This window comes from Spirosoma liriopis (assembly GCF_023196085.1).
Lineage (GTDB): Bacteria > Bacteroidota > Bacteroidia > Cytophagales > Spirosomataceae > Spirosoma > Spirosoma oryzicola.
In genome coordinates, this window is sequence record NZ_JALPRF010000001.1 from 1,530,270 (window position 1) to 1,546,345 (window position 16,076).

Consider the following 16,076-nt stretch of genomic DNA (forward strand, 5'->3'; position numbering starts at 1 on the left):
CAGGATGCAGGGATAGCCGGGAACAGCTTTTATCAGTGCTATCCCTGCTATCCCCGTTAGACAACGTAAGGCTTTATAACGCGGGCATTTATTTTTTTGAGTTCGACAAAAAGTCGGTTAAGCATCGCATCGTCGCGGTAGAGACCAATGATAGAACCACCCGACCCTGTGAAGGAAGCCGACGCTCCGCAAGCGCGGGCGGCTTCGATCAGGCTTCGGTTCCGCTCGCTGATGGTATAAATCTGGGCGCGCAGATCGAAATTGCGGTTGACCAGTTCGTTCAGTAGTTTGATATCCTGCCGGACCAACGCTTCACGCCCTTCACGGGCAACATCGGCAATGGCGTTCATCGTCTCGACGACAAGCGGTTCCCCTTTGAGCCAGCGCGACCGCACATCGTTGTGCACCCGTCCCGACTGCTTACCCAAATCCGTATTGTAGGCAATGTACAGTTTGGGCAGGAGTTGCGGCTCAATGGACTCGTATTGCCCGTGTCCCTGACGCTCCATGATTTCCTGGTTAAAATCCATGTACACGCACCCTTCGTAGCACTGGATCACCCGGTCCTGCAAACCCGCTGTAATGCCCAGTTCCTCGGATTCGGTAGCTAACACCAGGTTAGGCAGAACGGCCAACGGAATCTCGACATCGTAGAACTGCATCAGCGCCCGGAACGTAGCGACAATGATGGCGCTTGAACCAGACAGGCCAACCTGACGTGGAATGGAGGTGCTGTACCGAATCGAAAAGTTCTGGTTGGGCAGCCGGATGTGCTGGGTTTCGCAGTACTCCCCAAATTTTTTGATAGCCGCTTTCAGCAACGGAACACCGCCGTGATAGCCCAGCATACTGACAGCATCGCGCAGGTGATGCAAACTCCGAAAAACGTTCGTATCCTGCGGCTGGGCCTCTATGATGAGTTCCGGCGATTCGTAAAGCGTTACGGATGCCCCAAAATTTCGGACACTAATAGCGATGGTTTTACCAAAGAAGCCATCAGACGGGTTACCAAGCAGACCCGCCCGGGCGTAGGCACGGGTTTCGATAAGCAAGACTATGGAGCGGACAGGCAGTCCGGCGACTGAGTGATTAACGGGCAAGTTTACGAAAGAATCCTGTTCCGACCGGTGCCCGTTGCCGCAGATCGTCAATAAAAAGAGCGACCGGGTTTTGCCCAGCCGCTCCATAAACTCATTACTGAGCAGGGTATGTTCTATTGTGAATTCGATTTGTCCTTACCGTCGTACCCAACATTGTGCGGATCGTACCCTTCGTTCGGATTGTCTCCTTCTTCAAGGTAAGTCGCATCAGACCGATGGAACAAGGCGTCGTCAGATGGGTTTTCGGCAACTTCACTTAGTTTTGCCGCAGCCTCATCGCTCATCATGCGACCTTTGGGCTGGCCTGAATCGTTTACCGAACCGGGTTCTACGTCCCATTCCTGGTGGGTACCGTATTCTTCGCCTTTCGGTTCGCCTACGCGACCCACGCCCGTGTTGCTTTCACGAGAGTCACGGGTCATCTCCATGTTGCCCGTTTCCATATCGGCTCCGGACGTTGCATTGCTATACTGATTGGTACCAACGCCTTCCGATTCACGACCGAAATCGGAATCGCCATGTTGGTTTGGATCTTGCGAATAAAATTCAGGGTCAACTTTATCGGGATCGAATGGTGATGTCGTAGCCATAACGTTAGGTGTTTTCAACCTATAACCCTAAACAGGGGCGGGTTGTTTGGCAAGGTTACTTCTTCAATGCCATTAATTCGGCCATCAGCTGATCGTTGGTCTGCTGCAACAAAGCCATCCGTTCATTCAGTTGAAAAAGCAGAAACTCAACATTCCGTAACCGTTCCTCCGTGGTAACAGCCGCCGAGGGCGAGTTAAGGGTTTTAAACATGATGCCTTCACCCCGCAGCAGCCAGTCGCCGTTGACCTGTGGATAGGCAATCAGTATTTTTTCGAGCGTATCGTAGCGCGGTTTCAGGCGACCGTGCAAAATGTGGTATACTTTTTCGCCACGATGCTCACCCAGTTGCCGGGCAAATTCGAGAACGCTGATGTCCAGCGCGTCGATTAGCTGCTGTAAACGAAGATGAATGGTCATAGAAAAAGCCAGACTTTACATAAAGGTATGTAAAAAACCCGCTCAACAACCAAGTCGAAGCAAGCGCTAAAAACAAGGCTTAAAAAGGCTAAAATACGCGTTTTTAACCCTTACAAAATACTTACAAAATGGGTTTGGTTTTTACGCAAAACTGTGTAACTTTAAGTCAGTAAACACGACCCTTAAAAAGGCAAAAGGGACCGCAACATGGGCCCCCTGCTTGAACAGTAAACAACAAATACTAATGAACACACAAAACAAAAGCCAAATCGAGACAATTCAAAGCGGTAATGCTTCCATTATTCAGGAAATCACAAATGAAGTCGTGAATAATGGGCCTGTCCGCCGGTACAAATATCTGGAAGGACACCCGCGCCAGTACCGCTTCGATGCGAAAGAAGGTGTGTTCAACATCAACGGAAGCGAGAAATTGGGGCGTACCTTAACGTTTCAACCCATCGCCTGGCGCATCTTCACGGATAATATCCTCAACATGGGTACCAAGAACTGGGCGGAGCTTTTTTTTATCGACGATAAAAACTGTGTATCAGCCATTCTTTTCCATGGCTACTCAGTCGATAACATTTTCCGGCTTATCGAACCACTCTATTACGACGATCTGACCTTGGCCGATGTCGTAATTACAGCTGTGGCCGAAAAGAAAGAGAATAATAAGATTCAGCCAAAAGGCGTCTACTACATTTCGACTTTCTCCTATAAGATGGGTGACGTTGAGAAAACGACGCAATTGAAACAGTTTGCGCAGGAGGTAAAAATCTTCCGTCAGGAAACGCTGACCGACATTGCCAACATCAAAACGGCGATGAATTATTACAACCCGTTTGCAAACCTTACTGAAGAGCCAGAGCTGTTGTCAGCCGGACAATTGTAAGATTGGTAGCCTAAAGTGACCCTCGATGAAATGTTTATCGGGGGTCTTACTCAACAAACCACTCCATTTCCGCATGACTTCTCAACAATTGATACATAGTCACCAGCGACTGCTCAGTCCTGGTGATGATTATCGGGCGCTGACGCGTGTATCGAATTCAGACCTGACGCGGCTCAAAGAAGAGCATTTGGGTTACTGGTCGGTTCCGTCGGCGCGATTTATTCCCGAAAAAACAAAAGCGTTCGGGCGAGCCTTTCACCAACACCTACTGGAACCCGAAACGGTCGGTACGGTTATCGGGCAACTGCTCCCGGACATGGCGGATTCATTGACCGCAACTCAGGACGCCTTGGCTCCGGCTCAAACCGAGCAGCTCCACACGCTGATGCGGACCATCAGGCAGGATGCTTTTTGTCGGCGCTACCTGCGCCAGTCCGAGCGCGAACGAGTCGTGCTTTTTACCGAGCCGACTACCGGGGTTGCTTGCAAGGCGCGGCTGGATATGGTGTATACAAGTCCCAAACGCCGGAACGCGCTGATCGTTGACATAAAAACGACCTCGGCTCGTACGCAGGCTCAATTTCTGGAATCGTGCTATACCTACGATTACGACCGGCAGGCCGCCTTTTACGTGGATAGCCTGCGGCACGCCGACGGTGCCGAGTGGGCTTCTACCCGGCAGTTCAAGTTCGTGTTTATCGGCGTGATGAAACAACGGCCTCATCGGCTGTTTGCCATCGATGCCACGTCTATTCCCGGATTTATGGATTATGGCCGTAAAAAGTATCGCTTCTGGCTCCGCAAGTGGCGCGAAGAGCGCGAAACCAGCCAGTCGTTAGCCCCGTCCCCATCCTGGAGTATAAGTGCATAGCAGGTTCGTAGTTTCTGTATCTATTGGATTCTATGAACCCAAACTAATCAACTGTTATGAACGCTTCTATTATCACCCTGACGCCCAGTCCGCTCAATTTTGATTGGGGAACCGACGGATTAGTGCTGTGGATCGAGGAACTGGATAGTATAGACACCCTGGCCAGCCAGATGAGCGAGGTTATGGATCGAATTGCGTTTGCGATTGAACTCCAAACCGGCTGGGATCACCGCACGGATAGCAACACGCTTCATCCGCTTTACGGCTACCGACTTTTGTTGCGCGACGCGTCGGGCCGCTGGAATGCCATCCGGACGGACGAAACCGGTCATTTTGCCGGGTTGACTCCGCTCGAAGAAATGGATTACGAAATTGCTTACGAAAAAGTCATGTGGCTCGAGTAAGTCCAACCCTACTATTGTCTACATCAGCCGCCGGGATTCGTTCCGGCGGTTTTATTTTGCCAGGTTTCCGAAGTTGTCGAGCGTAGCGAAAGATAATCGCCTGATTTTTGACAAGCCACGCAACCTTCCGGTCATGGTCTGCATCTTTATCCAAACAACACGAGCAGAAGCACCATGAAAAAACTAGTCACATCAACCTTTCTTTTCCTTATCGCATTAGCACCCACGCTGGCCCAGACGACGGTTGATGCCCGTGATATCATCGCCAAAATCAATCGAAAAGAAGCCGTTTCGTACCAGAACGCAACGATCACCGGCGACCTCGACCTCACGAATTTGGCCAACCGGAAAGAAGTGCGGGAAGGTAGCTGGAAAGGCGAATCACGCGAGTATCTGAGCGTAGTCGAAGCTCCCATCTCTTTCAAAAACTGCGTTTTTAAAGGTAAATTTCTCGCTTACCGCACTGACGCATCCGAAGAACGACGGGTGATCAGCATAAGCAACACGGTCTACAACGCCGATTTTACGGAAGCCGTGACCGTTCAAAATTGCACGTTTGAGGACGACGCTACGTTCAAATACTCAAATTTCGGGCAGCGGGCGCTCTTTACCGACAACACCTTTCGCGAAATCGCTTTGTTCAAATACGCTAAATTCCACAATGATGCTGATTTTAGTGGCTCTAGCTTCCGTGGATACGCCGATTTTAAATACGCTAACTTCAACGAATCGTCTGCTTTCCAGAAGGTAGCGTTCGACAATTACGCTGACTTTAAATACACGAAGTTTGACGAAAGAGTCAACTTCCAACAAGCTCGGTTCAGCCGCATGGCTGATTTCAAATACACCCACTTACCACGCGGCACCAACTTCGACGATGCTCGTTTCGAAGGAGGGACTGATTTCAAATACACTACACTAGACGGACGGAAATTCTCACCAAGCCGACGCTAAAACACCATCACCGAGCGGCCAAACCCGGCAATTGACCAGCGGATTTACGTTCGCATTGGGTCAACTGCCGGGTTTACCTTTTACTTAATTAACCCGTCATTCCGCTAACCAATTAGTGAGGTTACTCGTTTATCAAGACGTTACACCAATCACGCAATGTTTTGAAACGAACAACAAAATTTCTGATTGCGCTTGTTGTCCTCCTCATAATCGCCCGCATCCTACTGCCTTATTTTGTGCTGCGGTATGTCAACAAAACGCTGGCCGACATGGGCGACTATACCGGTCATGTTGACGATATCGATATTCAACTGATCCGGGGCGCTTACCAAATCGACGATTTACGCGTCCGTAAGATTAACGGAAAAATTAAAGAACCCTTTCTGTACATTCCCAAAACGGACCTTTCCGTTGAATGGAAATCTTTGTTTAAGGGGCGGTTGGTGAGTGAGGTCGAATGTTACCAGCCAGAACTCAATTTTGCCTTTAGCGAAAGCGAATCCAGCAGTCAGACCGGTGCCGAAGTGGACTGGACGGCTTATCTGAAAAAGCTGTTACCGATCAACATCAACCGCTTTGCCGTTATCGATGGGACAATCAATCTGACCAGCCTGATTACCCAGCCCCGCGCCGACCTTTCCCTCAAACAATTTCAGGGCGAGATCCGCAACATCCGTAACGTCGAAGATAAAGACAAAAAGCTTCCCTCGCCGGTGGTGGCTACGGGTAACGTGCCGGGCTACGGTGGAACAATGGCGTTCAACGCCGACATGAACCTGTTGAAAGTTACGCCGGATTTTGATTACCATCTCAAGTTCAACGAGTTGCAGTTGGTAAAACTGAATCCACTCGCCCGTGAGTACGCCAACATCGATTTTGAGCGTGGAACGCTGAGTGTATACAGTGAGATGGCGATGTACAACAGCAAGCTCAATGGCTACCTCAAGCCGCTTACCAAAAACATGAAAATCTTCAAGCTCAATGAGCATGAAGGGCGGTCGGTCGGCAAGTTTTTTACGGAGCTTATTGCGCAGGCTGGTACGGCTATTCTAAAAAATCAGAAGCACGATCAGGTAGCGACCCGTATTCCACTGACCGGTACAATCGAAAACGTTGAAACGCCCATCTGGCCCACCGTCTTCGGCGTATTACGAAACGCATATATTCAAGCTTTCCGGGGCGAGTTCGACAACAATGTCACCCTACAGGACGCGCTGAAAACGTTTAAAGACGATTACAAAGCCAAGCGGGAGGCCCGGAAGGCTGAACGAAAAAAAGTGCGGGCCGAGCGAAAGGAAGAGCGCAAGGAAAAACGGGAAGAACGCAAACAAGCACGTCAGAAAAAGCGCGAAGAACGAAAGCGCGAGAAAGATAAGTAGTCTTCTATGAACTACTGGTCAAGCCAAAAAAGTAGCGCATTTGTCGGACAAATGCGCTACTTTTTTCTTTTTGTGGCTTCTTATGGCTTCCGCTTGTTCATGGTATCGGGCCGGGCACCGGATGCCGTCCGACGTGGCGTGTACTTAGGCTGTGTTCGTTCTTTTCCAGCCCCCGTTTTCGCTTGCTTGTAGCTGGGAAGCGCGTTGTCTTTGCTCTCCAGGTTGTCCTTCATTGACGGCGCTGGTATTTTTTTGTTCGGTGAGCGCCGGGCGGCATCAGCCGCTGTGGCGGTCGCTGATGCGCTTTTCGTTGTTGTTGATTTGGAGGACGTTCCAGCCGATGCCGCCGTTTGCTTGTTCGATTTGTTACCCGACGCTGCCGAGGTTGATACCAGCTTGGGCGAGCTTGTTTGTCCGGTTTGTGGTGGTGTCTGGGCCAGAGCTGTGGCCGTTATCAGTAAGGCACCTATCATTAACTTAATCATAACGTTTTTCTGGTTTGTCACAAAAGGACTCGATAACGAGGAATTTTGTTTGAACCCATCGTCTATTTGCCTCTTTCGACACACTTTGTTGAGGATAGCAGCCAAGGATTAACAAAACAGCGAATTTTCGGTAATTGATTTATACCGTTTTGCAATTATGACTGCCTCAGCCCCCGTTCAGACCCGTTCGCCTTTACAAAACCCGCTTTTTCGAACGCTATGGATTGCTTCTATGGTATCGAATATCGGTACGTGGGTTCAGAATACGGGCGGTTCGTGGCTGATGACTAACCTGACGACGTCATCGACACTGGTTGCCCTGATGCAGACCGCCACTACCCTGCCGGTGCTTTTTGCCGCGCTACCTGCGGGAACACTAGCCGATTTTTTCAACAAACGCAGTCTGCTCATCGGATCGGTTATCTTTCAGATTATTGTCGGCATCGCGTTGACGGTGCTTACGTATTACAACCTCGTCGGACCAAGCTTTTTGTTGTTTTTCACGTTTCTGCTCGGGCTTGGCAACGCCAGTTTTAATCCCGTCTGGCAGTCCTTAACCCCCGAAATCGTTGGTCGTGATGCCTTACCGTCGGCGGTTGCGCTGAACGGGGCGCTTACGAACGTGTCCCGATCCGTTGGTCCAGCTATCGGCGGACTCCTGGTTGCGCAGACAGGGTACTACGCAGTGTTTGCCACCAACGCGCTGTCATCGGTATACATGTTGATTGTGCTGATCCGATGGCGTACCGACGCAACTATCGAGAACAAACAGGTTGGCGGAAACGTCTGGTCAGCACTCGGGGCCGGAATCCGATACGCCCGGTATTCAGAACCATTGCGCGGTGTACTGGCCCACGCGTTGCTTTTTGTCAGTTTTGCTAGTTGCATCTGGGCGTTGCTTCCCCTGATCGCCCGGCAGCAGCTTCACTTTCAGGCCAGTGGCTACGGTTCCTTGCTCGGCATGATGGGTGCGGGTTCGATCACAGGCGTTTTTCTCTTATCGCGGCTTCGGCAGCGGTTCAACCTCGATACGTTATTATTGGCCGGGGGCTTGGGTTTCGCCTGCATATTGGCCGTAATTGGTTTCTTACCGCAGGCTTATCTGGTGATGCCGTTGCTGTATGTCGCGGGCTTTTGCTGGCTTATTGTCCTTACGTCGCTTAACATCAGTGCGCAGTATTCAGCGCCGACTTGGGTAAAAGCACGCGTGCTGGCTATCTACCTGCTGGTATTTCAGGGTGGAATGGCCATCTTCAGCTTTCTCTGGGGGGCTCTCAATCACCTGTTGCCGTTATCCTACACGCTGGCAACGGCGGGTGTTGGACTCGTGGGTGGCTCGCTGCTGGCTTATCGTTACAAACTCCATCCCATCAGTGAGATCAACCATCAGCCTGCTCTGGCCTGGCCCGACCCGGAAGTTATTGTCGATCTGCAACCCTCCGACGGTCCCGTACTTGTCACGATTGATTACACGGTGGAGACAAGAAATCACCACGATTTTTTGACGGCTATGCAGCAGATAGGCCGGACCCGTCTACGGGATGGAGCCTTGGAATGGGACGTTTATCAGGATTTAAGCAACCCTAGCCACTTTATTGAAACGTTTCAGGTAGGATCGTGGGCGGAGCACTTGCAACAGCATCAGCACCTTTCGCAGCACGATTACCACATTCTACAAAGCATAAAGCCACTGATCAACGGTCAGCCCGTTGTTCATCACCTGCTTCACCAGAGAGCGCCAGTCCGGTAGTTGGTTGCGCCTATCGAAGTGTATCAACCCGGGTAGCTCCTCCCCGCCGAAGTGAATCGGGCCGTAAGCGACGTTGCTCGCGATCAGGACGTGTCCGGTTTTTGGGTAACGCAGTATCCATTGCTTTATCCAGCGCTTTCCGCTCCTGAGCGCCGTTGGTTTTCATCATCGGCTTTGGCGGATTAGCGCGTCGGCTGTCTTCCGTTGAGGTTGTTTGCTGCATGGTTGGGGCCTGATTGCTTTGGGCGTAGCCGTTGACCGTTAGTCCAATGCAAAACAGGCTGGCAATACATACGATCCGTTTCATGGCGTTGAGTATTTGTGTATACACTCAACGAATGCGACGTACAGAAGGTTATTTCTTACAATCAATTCGAAACCGTTCCGCTGCGTCACTTTATTAAGACGGCTTCGATCGAGTCGCTGTTTTGACGTTAGCGTAAAAAATTACTGGTTACTACGTTGTCTATTCACCGGTTTCTTATGGAATTTGATGCGTTACTTCATCTAGAAAGTAAGTAAGCAGGAACGTATGTTTTTAAAACGGTTTCGGAAACCCAAACTCACCACCGACGCGGAATACATTTCCGCTTACCGTGCTACGGGCAATTTGGCCGTTCTGGGCGAACTCTATGAGCGACACATGGAGTTGGTATACGCAGTTTGCTACAACTACCTGCGCGACGAAGAGGAAGCGAAAGACGCCGTGATGCAGCTTTTTGAACAACTAGTCTCGGATCTACGAAAACACGATGTGCAACAGTTTCAGTCCTGGCTGCACAGCGTTGCCCGAAACTACTGCCTGATGCAGTTACGCAAAAAGCAAGCATCTCCCAAAGCGGTACAACTGACAGGACTGGCATCCGACGCCGAAACCGACGACTACGTCAATACGGCCCTGATTGCGGACGAGTTGGATAACCGGACGCTTGATCTCGAAGAAGATCTGACCCGCATGGAGGCTTGTCTGCAAACGCTACCGACCGAACAGCGTTCGTGTCTAACCTTATTTTATTTAAACCAAAAAAGTTATGCCGAAGTCGCTGACATAACAGGCTTTGACTTAAAGCAAGTGAAAAGTTATTTGCAAAACGGCCGTCGAATGCTGAAACTTTGTATGAGCAAATGACTCGGACGGCATGTCTGCATTATGATTATGAATGACCAATTGAGTTTTGACGATTTGCGCGCTTATCAGGCCGGTCGGCTGAGTGGTCCGGCACAGCACCGGGTTGAGCGGATACTCCTGGAAGATCCTTTCTACGCCGATGCGCTGGCGGGACTGGAAGCGATGCAGCAAACAGCAACGCCTACAGCCGAACAACTGGCCAGTTTGCGGGATGCGCTTCAGGATCGTATCCATGAGTCGGCGACCAAAAAGCGGCTCTGGCCCCTGTGGATTGCCACGACAACAGCTGCTATCCTGTTCATGCTGGCGATGGCCATCTATTTCATCTTTTTTGTTGCGAAGCACCCCGCCAGATCAAAATCCGTAACCAAACCCAGAACTACTTTACGCATCGAGACAACCCGCTCGATGAATCAACCCATAGAAGTTGTTGGCCGTCAAAATGAATTAAACGGATAGTCAACGAGCCTTCAATCGCCATTGTCAATAGTGGAGGTGTACTGAAAAAAAGGTAGCTGTTCGAGCGATACAGTTAAACCGCAACATAAGAAGTAGGGTAGTAGAGTAAAACATTTCGGAAACGCCGAGCGTTAACCCCGCGTAACCACATATTTTACAGTCTATGTTTCGCTCAATTACGCTACGTTCTCTAGCCATTCCATGCGTAGCCCTTTTAACTTGCTTATCAACTACTTACGCACAGCAACGTTTTAGTGCAGGACCACGTGTTGGCTTGAATTTGTCCACATTACGGGGCGACGTACAAAATTTCAAGTTAACGCCGGGTCTAACGGCGGGCGCTTTCCTAATGTATAGCTCCCTGAACCATTTCGGTGTCTCTGCTGATGTGTTGTACTCCCAGCGTGGGGGCAAATTTGAAGGAAACACCAATGGTGTACCCGAAGAATTTAAGCACCGAATCAATTACTTAGAAATTCCGGTGGCGCTGCGGTACTTCTTGACGCTGGATGGCAATTTTAGACCAAACCTATTTTTTGGTCCCTCGTTAGCGATACCACTGAGCGCGCAAACCGTCAAGCAAAAGACCAACGGTGCTGCTCAGCCTGATGTAGACAATTCCGCTGCGTTCAAAAACCTTGATCTTGGCCTTCTCGCTGGCTTTCAGCTGAATTTTCCGGGATGGGGTGAACGGCAACGGTTCCTGATTGACGCTCGTTACACATTTGGTCTTGCCGACATAACGAGACAGCCTATCCGGGGTGGAACTGGCCAGCAGAACGTTTACAACTCAACCATCACCTTGACGCTGGGCTACGGTTTTGGCGTAGGACCTGAATACCGGAGCCGCTACCGTCGGTAGTCGCCCGCACAAAATCTTTTGAAAATCCTCATCAGTCGATGAGGATTTTTTTATGCCCTTTTCAGCATAAAGCGGGTGGGGTTAGTACGGGTTGCCACCATCCGCTTAATATAATTTTAATCTTTTTTTAATCTAAACCAATCCAGCTGAGGTTCTTCACCGTATAACTCGTGCTGTTATAAGCGATTATGAAAACTTTTCCTTACTACTATGTTCAATAGCAAACCTTTCCGCATTCTGTTTGGAACGCTGGCGATTGGCTCCCTTGTAACACTCAACGCCTGCCGGGACACGCAAACCCAACTCGAACCAGCGAGTGCTTCTACGGCTAACGCCCGTCTGGCCGCTGATTACATGTTCTACGTGTTGACCGACAACAATCAGCTGCTAAAGCTAAACACGCAGAACCCTGGCGTAAACATGGGAACAATCAGCATCACGGGAATTTTAAACAATGAACGACTAGTATCTATTGATTTTCGGCCCGCCACCGGTCAGCTCTATGCGGTAAGTAATGGAAGCCGGATTTACGCGATCAACCTGACAAACGGCGCAGCAACAGCCCTCGGTTCAGGACCGTTTTCGCCCGGTATCAACGGGGATGTGGTAGGCTTCGATTTTAATCCAACTGTTGACCGTATCCGGTTAGTTACCAACCGAGGACAGAATTTACGCTTGAACCCAGAAACGGGTGCCGTGATGATTGTCGATGGCCCTATCAATGGTGTACCCAACGTAGCGGTTTCAGGAGTGGCTTATACAAACAATCGCTCGGGTGTTACGACAACGACGTTATATGATATTGACCCCGTTACCGACAAATTATACCGGCAGGACCCGCCAAACAACGGCACCCTGGTTGAAGTCGGCTCGCTGGGCGTTGATATTGCCGGTACGGGCAGCTTCGACATTGCTCCCGACGGCAGTGCTATCGCTACGCTGATCAGCGGTACGACTCAGGGGCTTTATCAGGTCAACCTGACGAGTGGTCGCATCGAACGTTTGGGCGATCTGCCCGGCTCAACGAGTATTGTTGGTCTGGCCATTCCAACGGAACCCGTCGCTTATGCCATTGATCGGTTCAACAACCTGATTACTTTCAACCCGACATCTCCAGGCAGCTACGTATCAAAAACCCTGACGGGTCTGGCACCGAACGACATGATTTACGGAATCGATTTCCGGCCAGCCAATGGGCAGCTTTACGCCGTCAGTAACACGAGCCGCCTGTACACGATCAATACATCAAGTGGAGCAGCAACAATGGTAGGTTCGGGACCTTTCTCACCAGCAATAACCGGTACCGACGTTGGTTTCGATTTCAACCCAACCGTTGACCGCATTCGACTGGTCACTTCGTCTGGTCAGAATCTCCGGCTTAACCCCAATGACGGAACAGTAGCCGCTATCGATGGAACTTTAGCCTATACCTCCGGCTCCGGTAATGGTGCGATTACGGCAGCCGCCTATACTAACAACTTTGCGGGTGCAACCTCAACTGTACTGTACGATTTGGATTCTCAGCTTGACCGTCTCGTTCGGCAAGATCCGCCAAACAATGGTGGGCTGGTGACGGTAGGACAACTGGGCGTAAACATTGAAGGCGCTACGGGCTTCGATATTGGCGGCAGTAGCAATATGGCTTACGCACTGTTACGAACGGAGGTGCAGACGGGTTCTTCGGCGCAGCAGGTCACTAAAGTATATCAGATAAACCTGGGAACAGGACAGGCCACTGCGGTTGCTGATTTTCCTCTTCTGGCGCGGGCAATGGCCGTTGGCTTAGGCTTCTAAACGAACAGGCATTCGTCAACTAATCTGTAAACAAGAAGTGGTGTCGGTTTCTCAAAACCGACACCACTTCTTGTTTACAGATTAGCCTGCACTACCGGCTTAGATACAGATTCCGTTCAGCGTAGATCTTCTGGAAGAAATCGTCCGTCAGGTCATCGATGAAGTAGATTCCTTCGCCGGTCGACTTCATTTCGGGGCCGAGTTCCTTGTTTACGTTCGGGAACTTGCTGAACGAGAATACCGGAATCTTGATGGCGTAGCCTTTCTTGACCGGTTTAAAGTCGAAGTCTTTTACCTTCTTGTCGCCCAGCATCACCTTCGTTGCGTAGTTTACGTACGGCTCCTGGTACGCCTTGCAGATAAACGGTACCGTCCGGCTAGCCCGTGGGTTCGCTTCGATAATGTAAACCACCTCGTCCTTGATGGCGAACTGAATGTTGATCAGACCAACCGTCTTGAGCGCCACCGCAATCTTCTTGGTGTGCTCTTCAATTTGCCGGATCACATTATCGCTTAGATCGAACGTCGGCAGCACCGCGTACGAGTCGCCCGAGTGAATGCCCGCTGGTTCGATATGCTCCATGATACCGATGATGTACACATCTTCACCGTCGCAGATTGCGTCGGCTTCGGCTTCAATGGCATTCTCGAGGAAGTGGTCGAGCAGAATGTTGTTGTCTGGAATATCGCTTAAAATCTTCATCACGTGCTGTTCAAGCTCGTTTTCGTTGATGACGATTTTCATATTTTGTCCACCCAACACGTAGCTTGGACGAACCAGCAGCGGAAAGCCTAACTCTCGCGACAACTCAATAGCGGCTTCCGACTCCCGTACCGTTCCGAATTTCGGATACGGAATGTCGAGCTTACGCAGCATGTCCGAGAAATGCCCCCGATCTTCGGCCAGATCAAGCGCTTCCCAGCTTGTACCGATAATTTTGATTCCGTAGCGGGTCAGTTTCTCGGCCATCTTGAGTGCCGTTTGTCCACCCAGCTGCACGATCACGCCTTCTGGCTGTTCGTGCATGATGATCGCGTGAACGTGCTCCCAGAAGACTGGCTCGAAGTACAGTTTGTCGGCAATATCGGGATCAGTTGACACCGTTTCAGGGTTACAGTTGATCATGATCGTTTCGTAACCCGCTTCTTTGGCCGCCAGGACGCCGTGAACACACGAGTAATCGAACTCAATTCCTTGACCGATACGGTTTGGCCCCGAACCTAACACGACGATTTTTTTCCGATTCGACCGAATCGACTCGTTACCGGGCAGATCCGAAACGGGTTCTGGACGGTCGGTCGTGATCGGCAACTGGTTGTTAAACGTCGAGTAGTAGTACGGCGTACGGGCTTCGAACTCAGCTGCGCAGGTATCCACGCATTTGAACACGCGACGGATATTGTGCTTCTGACGGTAGTCATAAATCTTGCTTTCTCTAACCTGCAACAGGTGAGCCAGCTGACGGTCGGCATACCCTTTTTGCTTGGCAATGCGCAGCAATTCAGGCGGCAGATCGTCCAGATCGTATTGTTCCATCTCGCGTTCCAGCTCGATCAGCTCCTCGATCTGGTGTAGGAACCAGGGATCGATTTTAGTCAGCTGCTGAATCGTGCGGAACGACATTCCGGCTTTAAATGCATCGTAAATATGGAACAGACGGTTCCAGCTCGGATGCGCCAGACTTTGGCGAAGCGCTTCCCGGTCGGCTAGTTCGCGACCGTCGGCACCGAGGCCATTCCGGCGAATCTCCAGCGACTGACAGGCTTTTTGCAAAGCCTCTTGGAAGTTGCGACCAATACCCATAGCCTCACCGACCGACTTCATCTGTAAGCCCAGCGAACGATCGGCACCCGGAAACTTGTCGAAGTTCCAGCGCGGCACTTTCACGATCACATAGTCGATTGCTGGCTCGAAGAAGGCCGAGGTCGTACCCGTAATGGGGTTGATCAGTTCGTCGAGGTTATAACCGACGGCCATCTTGGCGGAAATCTTGGCGATAGGATAACCCGTCGCTTTCGAAGCCAGAGCCGACGAACGGCTTACCCGTGGGTTTACTTCGATGACGATGATTTCGTCAGTCTGCGGATTTACAGAGAACTGAATGTTACAGCCGCCCGCAAATTGTCCGATACCGCCCATAACCCGGATAGCCAGATCCCGCATTTGCTGATAAAGCGTGTCGGGCAGCGTCATCGCGGGCGCTACCGTGATCGAGTCGCCGGTGTGAATACCCATCGGATCGAAGTTTTCGATCGAACAGATAATCACGAAGTTGCCGTTGTGGTCACGCAGCAACTCCAGCTCATACTCTTTCCAGCCCATCACACTTTGCTCGACCAGTACTTCATGTACCGGCGACGCATGGAGACCGTTGGTCAGTGCTTTATCAAACTCTTCGGGGGTATTGACGAAGCCGCCACCCGTACCGCCAAGTGTAAACGACGGACGGATAACCAGCGGGAAGCCGATTTCCTGCGCAATTTCTTTTCCTTCGAGGAACGAGCGAGCCGTGCGGCCTTTGCACACACCCGCGCCCAGCTGAAGCATGAGCAACCGAAATTTCTCCCGGTCTTCCGTTGTCTCGATGGCGCGGATATCGACACCGATAATCTTCACACTGTATTTTTCCCAAATACCTGCCTTATCGCAGTCGATAGCCAGATTCAATGCTGTTTGGCCACCCATTGTCGGCAGGACAGCGTCGATGGGCCGACCCATTTCCTGATGTTTCTTCAGGATTTCGACGATAGATTTTTTCTCCAGCGGCATCAGATAGACGTGATCGGCGTTGATCGGATCAGTCATAATTGTGGCCGGATTGGAGTTAATCAAGGCAACTTCAATACCTTCTTCCCGAATGGAACGGGCCGCTTGTGAACCGGCATAATCAAATTCACAGGCCTGTCCGATAACGATAGGGCCAGAACCGATAATAAGAACCGAGCGGATTTGAGCGTTTTTAGGCATTTTTCAGCAGGCAATGAACCG

The 16,076-nt window shown here is 50.8% G+C and carries 16 protein-coding genes; 10 read left to right on the plus strand and 6 right to left on the minus strand.

Annotated elements, in window-relative coordinates; all coding sequences use genetic code 11:
• Positions 1 to 56: 56 nt before the first annotated feature.
• From M0L20_RS06355 to M0L20_RS06365, 3 genes are all read right to left on the minus strand, one after another.
• Positions 57 to 1,052: a mevalonate kinase family protein gene (locus M0L20_RS06355; RefSeq protein WP_248476619.1), complete on the minus strand. Its 996-nt coding sequence runs from the start codon at positions 1,050 to 1,052 to the stop codon at positions 57 to 59.
• Positions 1,053 to 1,213: 161 nt separating this feature from the next.
• A complete protein-coding gene (locus tag M0L20_RS06360; RefSeq protein ID WP_232560017.1) occupies positions 1,214 to 1,690 on the minus strand; it encodes a hypothetical protein in 477 nt (158 codons plus the stop codon).
• A gap of 55 nt (positions 1,691 to 1,745) precedes the next feature.
• Positions 1,746 to 2,108: an XRE family transcriptional regulator gene (locus M0L20_RS06365; RefSeq protein ID WP_232560018.1), complete on the minus strand. Its 363-nt coding sequence runs from the start codon at positions 2,106 to 2,108 to the stop codon at positions 1,746 to 1,748.
• A gap of 244 nt (positions 2,109 to 2,352) precedes the next feature.
• Here M0L20_RS06365 and M0L20_RS06370 point away from each other — a divergent pair, with 244 nt between their 5' ends.
• From M0L20_RS06370 to M0L20_RS06390, 5 genes are all read left to right on the plus strand, one after another.
• Positions 2,353 to 3,000, plus strand: a complete 648-nt coding sequence (locus M0L20_RS06370) for a hypothetical protein (protein ID WP_232560019.1) — start codon at positions 2,353 to 2,355, stop codon at positions 2,998 to 3,000.
• A gap of 73 nt (positions 3,001 to 3,073) precedes the next feature.
• Complete coding sequence (locus M0L20_RS06375; RefSeq protein ID WP_248476184.1) at positions 3,074 to 3,871, plus strand: PD-(D/E)XK nuclease-like domain-containing protein; 798 nt, start codon at positions 3,074 to 3,076, stop codon at positions 3,869 to 3,871.
• 56 nt (positions 3,872 to 3,927) lie between these two features.
• The gene (locus tag M0L20_RS06380) at positions 3,928 to 4,275 is read left to right on the plus strand and encodes a hypothetical protein (RefSeq protein WP_248476185.1); all 348 of its coding nucleotides are present in this window, start codon (positions 3,928 to 3,930) and stop codon (positions 4,273 to 4,275) included.
• Between the two features lie 174 nt (positions 4,276 to 4,449).
• Positions 4,450 to 5,229: a pentapeptide repeat-containing protein gene (locus tag M0L20_RS06385; protein WP_248476186.1), complete on the plus strand. Its 780-nt coding sequence runs from the start codon at positions 4,450 to 4,452 to the stop codon at positions 5,227 to 5,229.
• A 161-nt stretch (positions 5,230 to 5,390) separates the two neighbouring features.
• On the plus strand, positions 5,391 to 6,608 hold the full coding sequence (locus M0L20_RS06390) for a DUF748 domain-containing protein (RefSeq protein WP_232560023.1): 1,218 nt from the start codon (positions 5,391 to 5,393) through the stop codon (positions 6,606 to 6,608).
• An 80-nt stretch (positions 6,609 to 6,688) separates the two neighbouring features.
• Here M0L20_RS06390 and M0L20_RS06395 read toward each other — a convergent pair whose 3' ends face one another.
• Positions 6,689 to 7,093 (minus strand): hypothetical protein, encoded by a 405-nt coding sequence (locus tag M0L20_RS06395; protein ID WP_248476187.1) that lies wholly within the window; start codon positions 7,091 to 7,093, stop codon positions 6,689 to 6,691.
• Between the two features lie 157 nt (positions 7,094 to 7,250).
• Here M0L20_RS06395 and M0L20_RS06400 point away from each other — a divergent pair, with 157 nt between their 5' ends.
• Positions 7,251 to 8,843, plus strand: coding sequence for an MFS transporter (locus tag M0L20_RS06400; RefSeq protein ID WP_248476188.1), 1,593 nt, complete (start codon positions 7,251 to 7,253; stop codon positions 8,841 to 8,843).
• Between the two features lie 10 nt (positions 8,844 to 8,853).
• Here M0L20_RS06400 and M0L20_RS06405 read toward each other — a convergent pair whose 3' ends face one another.
• Positions 8,854 to 9,150, minus strand: a complete 297-nt coding sequence (locus M0L20_RS06405) for a hypothetical protein (protein WP_248476189.1) — start codon at positions 9,148 to 9,150, stop codon at positions 8,854 to 8,856.
• A gap of 225 nt (positions 9,151 to 9,375) precedes the next feature.
• On the opposite strand from M0L20_RS06405, the gene M0L20_RS06410 reads away from it, so the two are divergent.
• The 4 genes from M0L20_RS06410 to M0L20_RS06425 all read left to right on the plus strand — a co-directional run bounded on the left by M0L20_RS06410 (position 9,376) and on the right by M0L20_RS06425 (position 13,087).
• Complete coding sequence (locus M0L20_RS06410; RefSeq protein WP_232560027.1) at positions 9,376 to 9,972, plus strand: RNA polymerase sigma factor; 597 nt, start codon at positions 9,376 to 9,378, stop codon at positions 9,970 to 9,972.
• 27 nt (positions 9,973 to 9,999) lie between these two features.
• Positions 10,000 to 10,431, plus strand: coding sequence for a hypothetical protein (locus M0L20_RS06415; RefSeq protein WP_248476190.1), 432 nt, complete (start codon positions 10,000 to 10,002; stop codon positions 10,429 to 10,431).
• A 163-nt stretch (positions 10,432 to 10,594) separates the two neighbouring features.
• Positions 10,595 to 11,293 carry a porin family protein gene (locus tag M0L20_RS06420; RefSeq protein WP_232560029.1) on the plus strand — a complete coding sequence of 233 codons (699 nt, stop codon included), beginning with the start codon at positions 10,595 to 10,597 and terminating at the stop codon, positions 11,291 to 11,293.
• Between the two features lie 210 nt (positions 11,294 to 11,503).
• Positions 11,504 to 13,087, plus strand: coding sequence for a DUF4394 domain-containing protein (locus M0L20_RS06425; protein WP_232560030.1), 1,584 nt, complete (start codon positions 11,504 to 11,506; stop codon positions 13,085 to 13,087).
• A 91-nt stretch (positions 13,088 to 13,178) separates the two neighbouring features.
• On the opposite strand, the gene carB is transcribed toward M0L20_RS06425, so the two are convergent.
• On the minus strand, positions 13,179 to 16,055 hold the full coding sequence (carB, locus tag M0L20_RS06430; RefSeq protein ID WP_248476191.1) for a carbamoyl-phosphate synthase large subunit: 2,877 nt from the start codon (positions 16,053 to 16,055) through the stop codon (positions 13,179 to 13,181).
• Positions 16,056 to 16,076 lie beyond the last annotated feature (21 nt).

What these genes read in the sequence shown, in the direction of transcription:
- M0L20_RS06360 (WP_232560017.1), bottom strand. Translation starts at nt 1,690, where the DNA reads ATGGCTACGACATCACCATTCGATCCCGATAAAGTTGACCCTGAATTT.
- M0L20_RS06365 (WP_232560018.1), bottom strand. Translation starts at nt 2,108, where the DNA reads ATGACCATTCATCTTCGTTTACAGCAGCTAATCGACGCGCTGGACATC.
- M0L20_RS06370 (WP_232560019.1), top strand. Translation starts at nt 2,353, where the DNA reads ATGAACACACAAAACAAAAGCCAAATCGAGACAATTCAAAGCGGTAAT.
- M0L20_RS06375 (WP_248476184.1), top strand. Translation starts at nt 3,074, where the DNA reads ATGACTTCTCAACAATTGATACATAGTCACCAGCGACTGCTCAGTCCT.
- M0L20_RS06380 (WP_248476185.1), top strand. Translation starts at nt 3,928, where the DNA reads ATGAACGCTTCTATTATCACCCTGACGCCCAGTCCGCTCAATTTTGAT.
- M0L20_RS06385 (WP_248476186.1), top strand. Translation starts at nt 4,450, where the DNA reads ATGAAAAAACTAGTCACATCAACCTTTCTTTTCCTTATCGCATTAGCA.
- M0L20_RS06395 (WP_248476187.1), bottom strand. Translation starts at nt 7,093, where the DNA reads ATGATTAAGTTAATGATAGGTGCCTTACTGATAACGGCCACAGCTCTG.
- M0L20_RS06400 (WP_248476188.1), top strand. Translation starts at nt 7,251, where the DNA reads ATGACTGCCTCAGCCCCCGTTCAGACCCGTTCGCCTTTACAAAACCCG.
- M0L20_RS06405 (WP_248476189.1), bottom strand. Translation starts at nt 9,150, where the DNA reads ATGAAACGGATCGTATGTATTGCCAGCCTGTTTTGCATTGGACTAACG.
- M0L20_RS06410 (WP_232560027.1), top strand. Translation starts at nt 9,376, where the DNA reads ATGTTTTTAAAACGGTTTCGGAAACCCAAACTCACCACCGACGCGGAA.
- M0L20_RS06415 (WP_248476190.1), top strand. Translation starts at nt 10,000, where the DNA reads ATGAATGACCAATTGAGTTTTGACGATTTGCGCGCTTATCAGGCCGGT.
- M0L20_RS06420 (WP_232560029.1), top strand. Translation starts at nt 10,595, where the DNA reads ATGTTTCGCTCAATTACGCTACGTTCTCTAGCCATTCCATGCGTAGCC.
- M0L20_RS06425 (WP_232560030.1), top strand. Translation starts at nt 11,504, where the DNA reads ATGTTCAATAGCAAACCTTTCCGCATTCTGTTTGGAACGCTGGCGATT.
- carB (WP_248476191.1), bottom strand. Translation starts at nt 16,055, where the DNA reads ATGCCTAAAAACGCTCAAATCCGCTCGGTTCTTATTATCGGTTCTGGC.